Origin of the sequence: Burkholderia sp. WSM2230 (assembly GCF_000472445.1) — a bacterium.
Lineage (GTDB): Bacteria > Pseudomonadota > Gammaproteobacteria > Burkholderiales > Burkholderiaceae > Paraburkholderia.
In genome coordinates this window covers 64,586-77,723 of sequence record NZ_AXAJ01000001.1, presented here as the reverse complement: position 1 = coordinate 77,723, position 13,138 = coordinate 64,586, and the positions used below count along the sequence as shown (strand labels likewise).

The following is a 13,138-nucleotide window of genomic DNA, read 5'->3' as shown; positions in this document are numbered from 1 at the left end:
GTGAGCGCTGCCGCCTGCTCATGCAGCGCAGAGGCTTGTCACCGGCTCCAGTTCGAGCCGGCGCGTGGCGACCGACTCCCGAGTCGCTTCATCATGAAAAATGCCAACGATCGTTGCGCCGCGCTCTCGCGCTTGCCCGATGACCTCGGCCACGATCCGGCGGTTCGGCGCGTCGAGCGACGCAGTCGGCTCGTCGAGCAGCAATACCGGATGCTCTGCAATGAGCCCCCGCGCGATATTCACGCGCTGCTGCTCACCGCCCGAAAAAGTCGCCGGCGCCAGTTGCCAAAGCCGCGACGGAATGTTCAGGCGGGCAAGCATGTCACTCGCGCGCCGGCGTGCTTCGTCGGCATGAACGCCGCGTGCGAGAAGCGGCTCGGCCACGAGATCGAGCGTGGGCACGCGCGGAATCACGCGCAGAAACTGGCTGACGTAGCCGACCACATCGCGACGCACGCGCATCACGTCATGCGGGCTCGCACCGCTCAGTAGCAGATAACCGTGCTCGCTCGCCTCGTCGCGCAAGCGGATTGAACCGGCGCTTACCCGGTAGTTCCCGTACAGGCAACGCAAGAGCGTACTCTTGCCGGCTCCGGACGGCCCGACGAGCGCCACGCATTCGCCGCGCGACACATCGAGATCTACACCATACAGGGCCGGAATCGGCTCGCCGCCTTGTGTGTGAAGCACGAAGGTCTTTTCGACGCCGCGTGCCCGCAGCATCAACTGCTCGTTGTGCAGAAAGCTCGTGTCGATCGATTCATCAATCATTCGGATTCCTTTTTACGGATGCCAGCCGTCATGCCGGCAGCACGGACGACACGAGCAGTTGTGTGTAAGGATGCTGCGGATCGTCGAGCACCTGATCGGTCAGGCCGGACTCCACGACGCGCCCGCCTTGCATCACCATCAGACGATGCGCAAGCAGACGTGCCACGCCGATGTCATGCGTGACGATCACGCATGCAAGGTGCAACTGCGCGCAGAGTGTTCGCAGCAGATCGAGCAGGCGCGCCTGCACCGAGACGTCGAGCCCGGCAGTCGGCTCATCCATCAACACGAGCCGCGGACCCGTGACGAGATTGCGCGCTATCTGCAGTCGCTGCTGCATGCCGCCCGAAAACGACCGGGGCATATCATCCATGCGCTGTGCGTCGAGTTCTACGCGCTGCATCCAGCTCGCCGCGGTCTCGCGGATCTTGCCGTAATGACGGGCGCCCACAGCCATCAGCGGCTCGCCGATATTCGCGCCCGCCGATACGCCCATGCGCAGCCCGTCGCGCGGATTCTGTTCGACAAAGCCCCACTCGGTGCGCATCAACAAACGGCGGCGCGGTTCGGACAAGGTCAGCAGGTCCAGCACTTCGCCGTCAGACGTCGAGTAGGTCAGAGCGCCCGCTGCGGCGCGTACACGCAACGCGACGGTGTTCAGCAAGGTCGACTTGCCCGAGCCTGATTCGCCCACGACGGCAAGCACCTCTCCGGGATAAAGATCGAAGCTCACGTCTTCGCAGCCGATCCGCTCGCCGTAGCGCGTGGTCAGTGCGCGTGCACTCAACAAGGGCATCATGCGCGCGCTCCCTGAATCCCCGACGCGGCAGGCGACGTGCCTGCATCCGTCGGCTGAATGTCGTCGCCCTCGCGCTTCGCAACCTGTTCCTGGCAATAGTCGCTATCCGAACAGACAAAGGTACGCGTGCCCTTATCGTCGACGATCATTTCGTCGAGGAAACTCTCGCGCGAACCGCATATCGCGCACGCATGTTCCCACTGCTGAACCTCGAACGGATGGTCCTCGAAGTCGAGGCTGCGCACGCTCGTGTAGGGCGGTATCGCATAGAGGCGTCTTTCGCGCCCCGCACCGAACAATTGCAGTGCCGGGTTCATGTGCATTTTCGGGTTGTCGAACTTGGGGATCGGCGAAGGCGAGGTCAAATAGCGGTCGTTGACGATCACCGGGTAGTCATAGGTCGTGGCGATGCTGCCGTGCCGAACGATGTCCTCGTACAGCTTCACGTTGACGAGCCCGTATTCGGACAGCGCGTGCAGCTTGCGGCACTCGGCAAGTCTCGGCTCGAGGCGGTAAAGCGGCTCGGGCATGGGCACCTGATAGACAAGAATCTGCTTGTCCGTCAGCGGCGTTTCCGGAATGCGGTGCCGCGTCTGCACGATGCTTGCCTCGACCGTGCGCGTCGTGGTCCGCACGCCCGCGGTGCGTGCAAAGAAACGCCGGATGTTGACGGCATTGGTGGTTTCGTCCGAACCCTGGTCGATCACTTTCAAGGTGTCGTCGCGTCCGATGATCGCCGCGCTCACCTGAATGCCGCCCGTGCCCCAACCGTAAGGCAGCGGCATCTCGCGCGAGCCGAACGGAATCTGATGGCCCGGTATGGCGACGGCCTTCAGCAGCGCGCGGCGGATCATGCGCTTGGTCTGCTCGTCGAGATAGGCGAAGTTGTAGCCTTCGGTGCTTGCGTCGGATGCGGACGCTTCGTGCATGTCGCGTGCATTCATGCCGCGTCCTCCTCGTGCTGTGCGGTGCGCAATGCCGCGTGCTCGGCACGCAGGCGGCGGACCAGTTCCAGCTCGGACTGAAAGTCCACGTAATGAGGCAGTTTCAGGTGCTGGACGAACCCGGAGGCCTCGACGTTATCGCTGTGATAAAGGACGAATTCCGCGTCTTGCGCAGGCGCGCTGACTGCTTCGCCGAGTTCTTCTGCACGCAGCGCGCGATCCACGAGCGACATGGCCATCGCCTTGCGTTCGGAGTGCCCGAACGCGAGCCCGTAGCCTTGCGTGAAACTCGGCGGCGCCTTCCGGCTGCCGGAGAACTGGTTGATCATCTGACATTCGGTCACTTCGATTTCGCCCAGCTCGATCGGAAAGTCGAGTTCCGGAACTTCCATCTCGACGGCGACGAGGCCGAAACGGATTTCGCCGGCAAACGGATGATTGCGCGCGTATCCGCGTTGGGTCGAGTAACCCATCGACAGCAAGAAACCTTCGTCGGCACGTGCGAGATTTTGCAGGCGCACCGCGCGGTCGGCGGGCATCAGCAGCGGCTCGAGCGCCAGGTCCACGGGTTCAGGAGCGCTTTCCGACACGCGCTCCTGTTCGATCAGCCCTTCGGCGTCGAGCAGGGTCACGACGCGTGGCATCGGAGCAGGCGGTGTGGCATCTGCAAGCGTCTGCTCGCCGGTCCGCGCTGCGCTGGTGGAACTGGATACAGGTTGAGAGGAACCGGCATCGTTCATGGACTCGGTGCCTTCAGCGAGAAGCGAAAAGTCGAGCAGCCGCTGGGTGTAGTCGTACGTCGGTCCGAGCAGCTGGCCACCCGGCACGTCCTTGAACGTGGCGGAGATGCGGCGGTGAATCTCCATGCGCTCGGTGTCGACCGGCAACGTATAGCCGAAACGCGGCAACGTGGTCCGGTAGGCCCGCAACAGAAAGATCGCTTCGACCAGATCGCCCGCGGCCTGCTTGATGGCGAGCGCAGCAAGCTCCTCGTCATACACGGAGCCCTCGGTCATCACGCGCGCAACGGCGAGGCGCATCTGCTCGCGAATCTGTGCGATGGTCAGGGCCGGCTCGGCAGTGTCGCCTCGCCGAGCCGCTTCGAGCAAGCGCCACGAGGCTTCGATCGCGCGCTCCCCTCCTTTGACTGCGACGTACATCAGTTGAGCTCCACATGAGTCGTGCGCGGGATGCCGATCACGGACCGCCCGCACACGAGATAACAGTCGATGCCGCAAGGCGCGATTGCAGCAAGCGCTGCACGTGCGCGCCAGAACGTATCGTCGATGCCGAGCGGCGCGGCAGAGATGCTGGATTCGATTCCGGGCCCGGACAACGTCAGTGGCCGCCCACCCTCCAACGCATCGACGCGGATGAATAGCGTGGTCGCCCCTTGCGGCTCTTCCGGCGTTCCGAGCGCGAATTCGTCGGGTGCAGGCAGTTCCGGAGCGTGTGCAATGTATGCAAACGCAGCCACCCCCGCTTCCTGCACGATCGGCGCCCCAGTGTGAAAACGGATCGCCTGCGCGAGCGCATCGTCGTCGTGCTGCAGCCAGACCGGTGTGGAGAAGTCGGCGAGCGTGAGCATCGCGGCAAAGGCCGCCGCCGACCAATGGTCCGGCAGGTGCTCAGCGAGTGCGACATCCACTGAACGTACCGTGCCGGGCCGCGCAAGCGCATCGAGCAGCACGCGAAAGCAGGCCTGCGCGTCATGCACCGGATCGGCAAAGCCGCGCACGAGCGTATCGAGAGAAGAAAACTTGTCGGTCATGATTCGCCCCGACCCATCGTGTAAAAGTCGACCCGCGACGACGCTGTTTCAGTTACGCGCTCGCACCTCTCTTCGTCCAGGGTCTTCGCAAGAGGGGCGACCAGCCGCTCGCGCACCGCATCGCGCCACTGCGGCGATTGCAGCATCGCATCAGCAAGCGCGGCCAATTCCGCGCGCCGCCTGTCGCGCCCCAACTGGTAGGCGATGCCGACGGCGCCCACGCCATCGCTCGACTTCAGGCGCAGCACGGCGCGCGTCACCGTCGCCTCGCCCACATTGAACGGATCGCCCGTTCCGCCGATACGCCCGCGCACCGTCGCAAGACCGGTTTGCGGCGCGCGCAGCCAGTCGAACGCCGGCAGCGGCGCGCCTTCACAGGCGGCCTCCAGCCCCGCTTCGAGCAGCGCGCGCGGCGCCCGTGCCAGTTGCGCCAGCCAGCCTTGCCGCTCCAGCATGATGTCGGAGGATGACTCCTTCATGTGCCCCTTCCTTCCATGAACCTCAACCACGTTTCGTTATGCGGGCTGAAAAGTTATCCCGCGCCTGTGCAAGTGCTGATATTCCATGGCACTCTGGACATCTAGTCGTCTAGACCAATTGCTTCGCATGTTATCATCTTTACCAACGACCGGTCGCGATGTTTTTCAGCGACGCCTCACATTCTGGCCGCCGCCGCGCCACTACAATCTGCGCAGGAACCAAACATTCAAATGGATTGGAATGACAACATGATGAAACGCAACAACACCCGTTCGAGCGGCGCGCTCGAAACGCCGCCGCTTACCGCGCGCGCGCTCGAACGCGGTGCGGGCATCGCCGTATGGCGGCAGATCGAACAGGTGCTCGCCTCAGAAATCGCCGGCAGCGGGTTTGGCGAGAGCGGCCGTCTGCCGAGCGAAAGCGAATTGGCCAAGCGCTTCGGCGTGAACCGGCACACGGTTCGCCGGGCCATGCTCGGACTGGCGGCACAGGGCCTCGTGAGCGTCGAACAGGGACGCGGCACGTTCGTGCAGCCGGGCGCAATCGACTACACAATCGGGCGCCGTACGCGCTTCACTGAAAACCTGCGTGAGCAAGGGCATTCGGGGCACGGTTCGGTGTTGTCCGCAGCGTCGGTGAAAGCGGAACCCGTCGTCGCCAAGGCACTGGGCCTGCGCTCGGGCACGCTCGTCTACCGCATAGAGTCGCTGCACACGGCGGACGACGTGCCGCTCACCTACGCGCGCGCCTGGTACCCCGCCGCGCGCTTTGCGGGCTTGCCGCAGGCTCTCGAACGAAGCGGCGGCGGCTTTTCCGCGGCACTCGCCGAATATGGCGTCGCCGATTATTCGCGCCGCTGGAGCCGCATCGGAAGCATGTTGCCGGAGGCCGAAATCGCGCGCCAGCTCAACATCAACCGGCAGCAACCGGTGCTGTGGGTCGAGAACGTGGATGTCGACGCGCAAGGCGTACCCATCAAGTACGGCGTCACCCATTTCGCCGCCGACCGCGTCCAGCTTTATGTGGAACAGACCTGATGAATGAGACCAACGATACGCAGTTGAACAGCCTGCACGGTGCGGGCACCGCATGGACGGCCGCGAGCCGGTTCGCCATTTATTACGCACCGTCGCGCATGTCGCCCTGGTGGAGCGCTGGTTGCCGTTGGCTCGGGCGCGACCCCGAATCCGGGGAAACGCTCGCGGCGCCGGTGGTCCCTGCGCTCGCCGCGCGTCCACGTGACGTATCCGACCTCACGCGTTCCCCGCGGCGCTACGGATGGCACGGAACGCTGGTGGCGCCCGCGCATTGCGCCGAGCAAATTACGCCGGACGATGTCCTGCGTCGCGCGCTCGCGTGGGCAGCGCGGCAGCGTTCGTTCGATCTGCCAATCGAGGTGGTGACTCTGCATCGGTTCGTGGCACTGCGGCCCGCCACCGCCGAGGCAGCCGCCGCAATGCGCGGGCTCGCCGCGGATGCGCTTCACGAATTCGCGCCCTTGCGCGCCATGCCAGGCGAAGAGGATCGCCGCCGCCGGCTCGCTGCCGATCTGAGCGCACGGCAACGGGAATTGCTCGACCGTTGGGGCTATCCGTATGTGCTGGACGAATTCCGCTTTCACATGACGCTCTCCGATTCGCTCGAGGAAGCGGACGACCGGCAGGCGTTGACCGAATGGTGGCGCACGCAAATCCCCACGCTGGGTCCGCTCCGCATCGACGGCGCAGCGCTCTTTGTTGAACCCATGCCGGGCAAGCCGTTCACGCTCGTCGCCCGCCTGCCGTTTGGAGACACGCGATGAGCGGCCGCCTCTTCTACGTAATGGGACCGTCCGGCGCCGGCAAGGACACCTTGCTCGGTTCCGTGCGACCTCGGGTGAGCGGCTCGCGCGTGCTGTTCGCGCACCGCTATATCACGCGGCCAGCCGAGGCCAGTGGCGAAAATCACATCTTTCTAAGCGATGAAGAGTTCCAGGCCCGCGCGGAACTGGGATTCTTCGCGATGCAATGGTCGAGCCATGGGTTGCGCTACGGCATCGGCATAGAGATGGAAGCGTGGCTCGCGCGCGGCGCTACTGTCGTGGTCAACGGCTCGCGCGAATATCTGCCGCACGCCATTTCACGTTATCCGTCCGTCACGGCTGTTCATATCGACGCGCGGCCGGAGGTTCTTGCCGCCCGGCTCGCAGCGCGCGGACGCGAGTCGCTCGACGAAGTGCGCGCGAGACTCGCGCGCCGCGTGCCGTTCGCGGTCGCACCGCACGTGGCGCTCGTGACCATCGACAATTCCGGCGCGCTGGAAGTGGCCCGCAACGCACTGCTCGACGTGCTCACCACAGCCTGAAGCGGGCTGTCGTCGGCCTGCAGTTTTTTCGCCACTCACATGCCTCGACGTCGAGACGTCTATACGTATAGATAAACCGGTCGCGCTTTTCACAAATTCATCATCTACGCGCTTCACAATGCCTCAAGCTTGATTCGGCATTCCCGCCGGCTCCACGCATCGACCGATGCGCCACCACTTGGGGACAGATATGAACGTGTCAAAGTTTTTTGCCGCCGCAGTGCTCGTCGCCGGCTTCGGCGCCAGCGCGGCCCATGCTGCCGGAACTTGCGAGATCGACGGTCCTGTCCGTTTCGGTGTCGAGCCCTACGAGTCGTCGCAACGTCTCATGCCGGTGTATACCGACCTCGCGAAGCTGATCGGCGACAAGCTCGGCTGCAAAGTGGAGCTTTATGTGGCAACGAGCTACAACGCCGAGATCGAGGCGATGCGCAACGACAAGCTCGAGTTCGGCCAGTTCGGCCCGCTCGGTTACGTGCTCGCGCATCAGGTGGCGCATGCGGAAGCCGTGGCGACGTTCGCCGGCGAAAACGGGAAATCGGCCACCTACTATGCGTCCATCGTCACGTGGCCTGGCTCGGGCATCAAGTCGATCGCCGACATCAAAGGCCACTCGTTCGCGTACTCGGACCCGAGCTCGACCTCCGGCCACCTCTTCCCCGCCTTCGGCCTGCGCAAGAACAACATTGATCCGGACAACGGCGTAAAGGCGATCTATGCGGGTAGCCATACGGCGTCGTTCGAGGCGTTGCGTAATCACAAGGTCGAGGCGGGCGAACTCAATAGCGAGGAAATCGCCAGCGCGAAACAGCACAACCTCTACGATCAGAATGCCTACGTCACGCTTTGGCAGTCCGAACCAATTCCGCTCGACCCGATCGCCGTGCGCGGCAACCTACCGGCTGCCTTCAAGGCACGCCTCGCGCAGATCCTGGGCTCGCTTGACTTCCGCGAGCTGCCGGAAGCCGATCAGAAGTTCCTCGCGGCCGTACAGACTCCCGCGCTGAAGACGGTGCCGCAGAGCGATTCGGCATACAACCAGATTCGCGATCTGGTCTCGACCCTGCACATCGATCTGGCGAAACTGTGAAGATGGATTTCGGAACCTCGGGCGTCCACGCGCTGGACTCGCACGAAGCGCGGACCATTCACGCGGAGACGCAGACGGCGACAGCGACAGCGACGGCTGCCCACCGCGCCACACACACGTCCGGCGTGAAGCTCACAGTGCGCAATCTGACGATGCGTTACCCGAACGGCCATACCGCGCTGCACGGCATGAACCTGTCGGTCGCGGCCGGCGAAATGGTCGTGGTGCTGGGCAGCAACGGCAGCGGCAAGTCGACTTTCATGAAGTCGGTGGTCGGACTGAACCGGCCGACCACCGGCACCGTGGAAGTGGCCGGCCGCGATCTGACGGCGCTCTCCGGCAAGGCGCTGCGTGAGGCGCGGCTGCCGCTTGCGCTGATCTCGCAGCACGCCAATCTGGTGCGGCGTCGCAGCGTGCTGGCCAATGTCTGCTGCGGTGCGCTGGCTCGGCATCGCACGCTGGCGGCCGCGCTCGGGCGCATGCCGCGTGAGGAAATCGAGCCGGCATTGAAATACCTCGACGAAGTCGGTCTCGCCGACCTGGCCTTGCAGCGCGCCGGGACGCTTTCGGGCGGGCAAGCGCAACGCGTGGCTGTCGCACGGGCGCTTGCACAGATTCCGCAAGTGCTGCTTGCCGACGAGCCAGTTGCCAGTCTCGACCCCGAGGCCGCCCACGAAGTGATGCGTCTCTTGCGGCGCCTCGCTACGCACGAGCAGCTCGCCGTCGTCGTCGTGCTGCATCAGCCCGAGCTGGCGACGCGCTACGCGGACCGCCTCGTCGGCCTGCGCCGCGGACGGGTGGTCTTTGACCGTCCCGCGTCGGCCGTCTCGAGTCGTGAAATCGCCGATCTCTATGTCACGGACGCATGATGAGCACTATCCATAAAGCGAGTTTGACGGGCAGCACGCCGATCCACCGTCGCATCATGAGCGCGGGCATTGTGATCGTTGCCATTGCGCTCTTCGTGCAGGCCTGGATTGTCGTGCAAGCCCGGCCGCAGGATCTGTTGACCGGTGCGCATGGCATGGCGGATATCATCTCGCGCGCGCTGCCTCCGGATTTCTCTCAGTTCGAGCCAAGCCTCAAGCCCGTGCTCGAGACCATCGACCTGGCGATTTTCGGCACGGTATTCGGGGTGCTGCTCGCTTTTCCGCTCGCCCTCCTCGCCGCACGCAACCTGACGCCTTCAAAGCCGCTCTATTACGCGGCCCGCGCGATCATCGGCATTACGCGCGCGGTTCCCGACCTCGTCTGGGCACTGCTTTTCGTTACGGCGGTCGGACTGGGACCGTTTCCCGGTGCGTTGGCTCTGGCGGTCCATTCGGTCGGCATGCTAGGGCGCCTTTTCGCCGAAGTCATGGAAGATATGGACATGGGACCAGTGCAGGCACTCACGCTGACCGGCGCGAGCCGATTGCAAGTGTTCACGCATGCCGTGGTGCCGGGCGTCCTGCCTTCGCTGCTGGGCATTGGCCTGTTCCGCTTCGACGAAAACCTGCGCTCGTCGCTTGTGCTGGGCTTTGTCGGCGCAGGCGGAATCGGTTTCCAGTTGTTGACCGCGATGAACCTGTTCCAGTATCAGACGGTCGCGTTTCTGCTCATCGTCACCTTTGCGCTAGTTGCGTGTGCCGAACGCGGATCCGCCTATTTGCGCAGCCTGGTTGCCTGAGCACACCGGCTTCGGCGTTCGATTGAACGACCTATGCGTATCAATCAAGGCAGCGGCGCGCCGATCCGTGGACGCCTGGCGTGAAATACGACGTTTGACTAGAGAAGAGATCCAAACACGCCAACGAGTCCCATCGCAGCCAACCCGCAGGCGCCACACAGCAGCATCAGCCAATACCACCCCTGCGGACGATACTCCTGTGGAAGGACTCTCCCGGCAAGCACGATCAACAAGCCGACCACGAGCGAGGACAACAACGCGCTGACTACCTGGGCAGCAAGATTCAGCGCAATCAGATCCGGCACGTACCACACCAGCAGTGCACAGCCGACCACGGCACAAACATAGAGAGCGTAGAAACCAGGCGCCTGCATCGGACGGCATTCCAGGGAGCGGCGCAAGCCCGCAACTTCTCCTACTCCCCAGGCGAGCGCGAGCGACGAAACGATCGCGGCGACCATTGCGCCGCCGAGTACTCCAACGCTGAAGACCAGACGTCCGAACACGCCTCCAAGCAAAGGGCTCACTGCCTCTGCGATCTGGCTCACGCTGTTCAACGGCGCGGAACTGCCGCCCTCCGCAACGATAGCGGCCATCGTTATCAGCACGGCCGCCGTGGTCAACTGTGTCAATACTGCACCGACTGCGGTATCCCTTCGCTCTGCGACATAATCCATCGCGGACAGACCCTTTTCGACGACGGCGGATTGCTGGTAAAAAATCATCCACGGACTGAACACCGCACCTGCCATCGCCGCAGCCAGATACATAAAAGACGTGCTGCGCAAAGGCATATCGAGCGCATGCCGCCACATGGTCGCCGGATCCGGACGCGCCGCCCAGGCCAGAACGAAAAAGGCCAGCTCCAACGCACAGACGATCAACGCGGCATTTTGCGTGCGCCGGTACGAGCCTGTCCGCGCTATCGCAACCAGCGCGCTGGCAGCAAGAAGCAGACTCACTGAGCGGGGCATTCCGTACAGCTCTCCAATGCCCGCAATTGCCGTGAACTGCGTGACGAGGGAACTAATGGTTGCAATCACGAGCGCGGTGGCCGATACGCAGGCCCAGGTTATTCCCAGTCGTTCGCGCACCAGTTCGCCATAACCACGACGGGAAAAAATTCCAAGCCTTACAGTCAATTCCTGCACGGCGTACAGTGGAGGAATAAGGATGAGCAGAAGCGGCAACAACCGGTATCCCCATGCCGTGCCTGCCTGCGCTGCGGCCACCACGTTGCCGGCATCCGTGTCCGCGAGCATGACCAGCATGCCGGTGCCCCATATCCCTAGCATTCTTAACGGGGCGGCCGCTTTCATGACGATACGTTTTCCGCGATTCGACGTTCTGTCCACGTCGCGAGCAAATGGCAGTCCATCTTCGAGAACTGCACGGAATGGTTGTTGCACATACTCTCTATCTGCTACCTTTTAATGACAGCGCGACGCGGGATACTTGCGGTTGTTCGCAGTAGGCGTCGTGCACACGCCTCGTCAAATCACGAGACGCGTTACTCAGTGATGGAGGTAAAAATGGCACGCCGAGATACCGAAGAGGAAAAATCAGCCGAGGCCAACGCGGAACAGGCGACGACTGAAGGCATGGCTCAGCCTGACACGGGCATGGACGCGGGCACTACCGGGGGCCGCAACGGATTGCGTGAGCCGGCGCGAGTGGCATCGGAGCAATACACCGGTCCCGTGATCGGATTCGTCCGTGATACGGTCAGTGGCACGCTCGTCGCAACGGGCGCGGTCGCCACGGACGCCGTTGAAACTGTGCGCGACGTACTGACAGGCGCAGTTCACGCAACAGAGGAAGTAGGCACTGAAACGCTGGGCCTCGTCGGCACGCTGGGCACCGGCATTGTCGCCACCGCGCGAGACATACTCATGGGGGGCGTGGGCGGCATCAGACAGGTGCTGGGGTCCGCCGCGCCCAACCGGGCGGCATCCATGGAGCGCGAACCGCTCCATGCGCGGAATATGACGAACCCATAAGGACGAACCCATAAGGACGAACCATCAGACGCGCACCACTCAGCGCAGCGCACCGACGGCATGCAATAGCAGCCCGACGAGCCCGCCAATCAGCGTACCGTTGATGCGCACAAACTGGAGATCGCGGCCGATTTCCAGTTCGATCTTGGCCGTAGCCGTCGCGGCATCCCAGCGAGACACCGTGTCCGCGATGAGTTCGCCCAGTTCGTGCCGCAGTGCGGGCATCATGTCGAGAATCGCCTCCCGCGCGCACGCATTCAGGCGCGCGCGCAAGAGTTCATCTTTCGACGCGTCGCCGGCCAGTTGCTCGATCGTGGCGCGCAGCGTGGTTCTGACGAGCGAGTCGGGCGAGCGCGCGTCCGCACGGAGGCTTTCGACGAGATCGCGCCGCATGCCGCCGATGCGCTCGCTGAACGCATCCGACTGAAGCATCCCGTCGCGCAACGCAACCCACTTTGCAAGGTACGTGGGCGATTCGCTCAGGGCAAGGAGTTGCTCGTGTGCCAGCATACTCAGACGGCGGCGCCACGGATGATCCGGCGTGGCCCGTATTTCATCCAACGCGTCGCCAAGCACCTTGACGATCGCGTCGGCGACCTTTGCGTCTACCGACATGCGCTGCAGTATCCACCCGGTTTCGCTGCGCACGCGCCCCCGGATGACATCCTTGTTGTCCTCGATAAGCAGGTTGAGTTCGTCGAGCGCCGCGACGATGATGGTGTCGTAATCGATGCTTTGCGTCAGTTGCGGAAGCACGTCCGCCGCTATGGAAGCCACGTCGATTTCTCGCACGCGTGCAGAAATCGCATCGCGAACCAGCCGATCCAGCGCTTGCGCATCCAGCGCATCTACTTTGCCCGGCACAAGAGCCGTGAGGTAGTCCGCGATCTGCTCGATCTGTTGCGGCTCACTGACCCATCTCGACAGCGGACCCGCGAGGTCTATGCCGGCAAGCTTTGCCGCGACGACGTCGTCCGAGAGGAAATTCAATTCGAAGAAGCGCCCGAGATTCTCTGCAATCCGATGTTTCTTGCGCGGAATGATCGCCGTATGTGGCAACGGCAATCCGAGCGGACGGCGGAAAAGCGCCGTGACAGCGAACCAGTCGGCCACGCCGCCGGCCATGCCCGCCTCGGCAAAAGCCCGCGCGTAGCCGAATGCCGGATGCAGATGCGCCAGCATGGACATGCCGCCGAAGAGCGCCACCATCGCAACGAGGAGCCCGGTTGCGGCCATTTGCATGTGCCGGAGTTCGCGCCTCCTTCCATCCA

15 protein-coding genes are annotated in these 13,138 nt (G+C 63.6%); 7 read left to right on the top strand and 8 right to left on the bottom strand.

The window, feature by feature from the left end; genetic code table 11:
- Positions 1-18 precede the first annotated feature (18 nt).
- The 6 genes from phnL to phnG are packed head-to-tail and all read right to left on the bottom strand — an operon-like array spanning position 19 to position 4,764.
- Entirely contained in the window at positions 19-771 is a 753-nt protein-coding gene (gene phnL / locus A3AC_RS0100345) for a phosphonate C-P lyase system protein PhnL (RefSeq protein ID WP_035474396.1), read from the bottom strand.
- A gap of 28 nt (positions 772-799) precedes the next feature.
- On the bottom strand, positions 800-1,570 hold the full coding sequence (gene phnK / locus A3AC_RS0100340) for a phosphonate C-P lyase system protein PhnK (RefSeq protein ID WP_025596480.1): 771 nt from the start codon (positions 1,568-1,570) through the stop codon (positions 800-802).
- Positions 1,567-2,514 carry an alpha-D-ribose 1-methylphosphonate 5-phosphate C-P-lyase PhnJ gene (locus A3AC_RS0100335; protein WP_025596479.1) on the bottom strand — a complete coding sequence of 316 codons (948 nt, stop codon included), beginning with the start codon at positions 2,512-2,514 and terminating at the stop codon, positions 1,567-1,569. Before A3AC_RS0100335 ends, phnK begins: the two co-directional genes overlap by 4 nt.
- A complete protein-coding gene (locus A3AC_RS0100330) occupies positions 2,511-3,674 on the bottom strand; it encodes a carbon-phosphorus lyase complex subunit PhnI (RefSeq protein ID WP_025596478.1) in 1,164 nt (387 codons plus the stop codon). The genes A3AC_RS0100335 and A3AC_RS0100330 overlap by 4 nt, the downstream gene beginning before the upstream one ends.
- On the bottom strand, positions 3,674-4,285 hold the full coding sequence (phnH, locus tag A3AC_RS0100325) for a phosphonate C-P lyase system protein PhnH (protein ID WP_025596477.1): 612 nt from the start codon (positions 4,283-4,285) through the stop codon (positions 3,674-3,676). Before phnH ends, A3AC_RS0100330 begins: the two co-directional genes overlap by 1 nt.
- Positions 4,282-4,764: a phosphonate C-P lyase system protein PhnG gene (gene phnG, locus A3AC_RS0100320; protein ID WP_025596476.1), complete on the bottom strand. Its 483-nt coding sequence runs from the start codon at positions 4,762-4,764 to the stop codon at positions 4,282-4,284. Before phnG ends, phnH begins: the two co-directional genes overlap by 4 nt.
- A 252-nt stretch (positions 4,765-5,016) precedes the next feature.
- On the opposite strand from phnG, the gene phnF reads away from it, so the two are divergent.
- The 6 genes from phnF (at position 5,017) to phnE (ending at position 9,867) form a co-directional block, all read left to right on the top strand.
- On the top strand, positions 5,017-5,802 hold the full coding sequence (gene phnF, locus A3AC_RS0100315) for a phosphonate metabolism transcriptional regulator PhnF (protein WP_084515376.1): 786 nt from the start codon (positions 5,017-5,019) through the stop codon (positions 5,800-5,802).
- Positions 5,802-6,566, top strand: coding sequence for a DUF1045 domain-containing protein (locus tag A3AC_RS0100310; RefSeq protein WP_051361549.1), 765 nt, complete (start codon positions 5,802-5,804; stop codon positions 6,564-6,566). The genes phnF and A3AC_RS0100310 overlap by 1 nt, the downstream gene beginning before the upstream one ends.
- Positions 6,563-7,108 (top strand): phosphonate metabolism protein/1,5-bisphosphokinase (PRPP-forming) PhnN, encoded by a 546-nt coding sequence (gene phnN / locus A3AC_RS0100305; RefSeq protein WP_025596473.1) that lies wholly within the window; start codon positions 6,563-6,565, stop codon positions 7,106-7,108. Before A3AC_RS0100310 ends, phnN begins: the two co-directional genes overlap by 4 nt.
- Positions 7,109-7,298: 190 nt before the next feature.
- On the top strand, positions 7,299-8,198 hold the full coding sequence (locus A3AC_RS0100300) for a phosphate/phosphite/phosphonate ABC transporter substrate-binding protein (protein WP_025596472.1): 900 nt from the start codon (positions 7,299-7,301) through the stop codon (positions 8,196-8,198).
- A gap of 2 nt (positions 8,199-8,200) precedes the next feature.
- Positions 8,201-9,067, top strand: coding sequence for a phosphonate ABC transporter ATP-binding protein (gene phnC / locus A3AC_RS0100295; protein ID WP_084515323.1), 867 nt, complete (start codon positions 8,201-8,203; stop codon positions 9,065-9,067).
- Entirely contained in the window at positions 9,067-9,867 is an 801-nt protein-coding gene (gene phnE, locus A3AC_RS0100290) for a phosphonate ABC transporter, permease protein PhnE (RefSeq protein ID WP_156924550.1), read from the top strand. Before phnC ends, phnE begins: the two co-directional genes overlap by 1 nt.
- 98 nt (positions 9,868-9,965) lie before the next feature.
- Here phnE and A3AC_RS0100285 read toward each other — a convergent pair whose 3' ends face one another.
- Positions 9,966-11,138 (bottom strand): NRAMP family divalent metal transporter, encoded by a 1,173-nt coding sequence (locus A3AC_RS0100285; RefSeq protein WP_232231868.1) that lies wholly within the window; start codon positions 11,136-11,138, stop codon positions 9,966-9,968.
- Positions 11,139-11,399: 261 nt separating this feature from the next.
- Here A3AC_RS0100285 and A3AC_RS0100280 point away from each other — a divergent pair, with 261 nt between their 5' ends.
- On the top strand, positions 11,400-11,867 hold the full coding sequence (locus A3AC_RS0100280; protein ID WP_084515374.1) for a hypothetical protein: 468 nt from the start codon (positions 11,400-11,402) through the stop codon (positions 11,865-11,867).
- A 39-nt stretch (positions 11,868-11,906) separates the two neighbouring features.
- Here the strand turns inward: A3AC_RS0100280 and A3AC_RS0100275 are convergent, their stop codons facing one another.
- Complete coding sequence (locus A3AC_RS0100275; protein ID WP_198017955.1) at positions 11,907-13,109, bottom strand: DUF445 domain-containing protein; 1,203 nt, start codon at positions 13,107-13,109, stop codon at positions 11,907-11,909.
- Positions 13,110-13,138 lie beyond the last annotated feature (29 nt).

Excerpts from the sequence above, each read along its gene's own strand:
- phnL (WP_035474396.1), bottom strand. The coding sequence starts at position 771 with ATGATTGATGAATCGATCGACACGAGCTTTCTGCACAACGAGCAGTTG.
- phnK (WP_025596480.1), bottom strand. The coding sequence starts at position 1,570 with ATGATGCCCTTGTTGAGTGCACGCGCACTGACCACGCGCTACGGCGAG.
- A3AC_RS0100335 (WP_025596479.1), bottom strand. The coding sequence starts at position 2,514 with ATGAATGCACGCGACATGCACGAAGCGTCCGCATCCGACGCAAGCACC.
- A3AC_RS0100330 (WP_025596478.1), bottom strand. The coding sequence starts at position 3,674 with ATGTACGTCGCAGTCAAAGGAGGGGAGCGCGCGATCGAAGCCTCGTGG.
- phnH (WP_025596477.1), bottom strand. The coding sequence starts at position 4,285 with ATGACCGACAAGTTTTCTTCTCTCGATACGCTCGTGCGCGGCTTTGCC.
- phnG (WP_025596476.1), bottom strand. The coding sequence starts at position 4,764 with ATGAAGGAGTCATCCTCCGACATCATGCTGGAGCGGCAAGGCTGGCTG.
- phnF (WP_084515376.1), top strand. The coding sequence starts at position 5,017 with ATGAAACGCAACAACACCCGTTCGAGCGGCGCGCTCGAAACGCCGCCG.
- A3AC_RS0100310 (WP_051361549.1), top strand. The coding sequence starts at position 5,802 with ATGAATGAGACCAACGATACGCAGTTGAACAGCCTGCACGGTGCGGGC.
- phnN (WP_025596473.1), top strand. The coding sequence starts at position 6,563 with ATGAGCGGCCGCCTCTTCTACGTAATGGGACCGTCCGGCGCCGGCAAG.
- A3AC_RS0100300 (WP_025596472.1), top strand. The coding sequence starts at position 7,299 with ATGAACGTGTCAAAGTTTTTTGCCGCCGCAGTGCTCGTCGCCGGCTTC.
- phnC (WP_084515323.1), top strand. The coding sequence starts at position 8,201 with ATGGATTTCGGAACCTCGGGCGTCCACGCGCTGGACTCGCACGAAGCG.
- phnE (WP_156924550.1), top strand. The coding sequence starts at position 9,067 with ATGAGCACTATCCATAAAGCGAGTTTGACGGGCAGCACGCCGATCCAC.
- A3AC_RS0100285 (WP_232231868.1), bottom strand. The coding sequence starts at position 11,138 with ATGCTGGTCATGCTCGCGGACACGGATGCCGGCAACGTGGTGGCCGCA.
- A3AC_RS0100280 (WP_084515374.1), top strand. The coding sequence starts at position 11,400 with ATGGCACGCCGAGATACCGAAGAGGAAAAATCAGCCGAGGCCAACGCG.
- A3AC_RS0100275 (WP_198017955.1), bottom strand. The coding sequence starts at position 13,109 with ATGCAAATGGCCGCAACCGGGCTCCTCGTTGCGATGGTGGCGCTCTTC.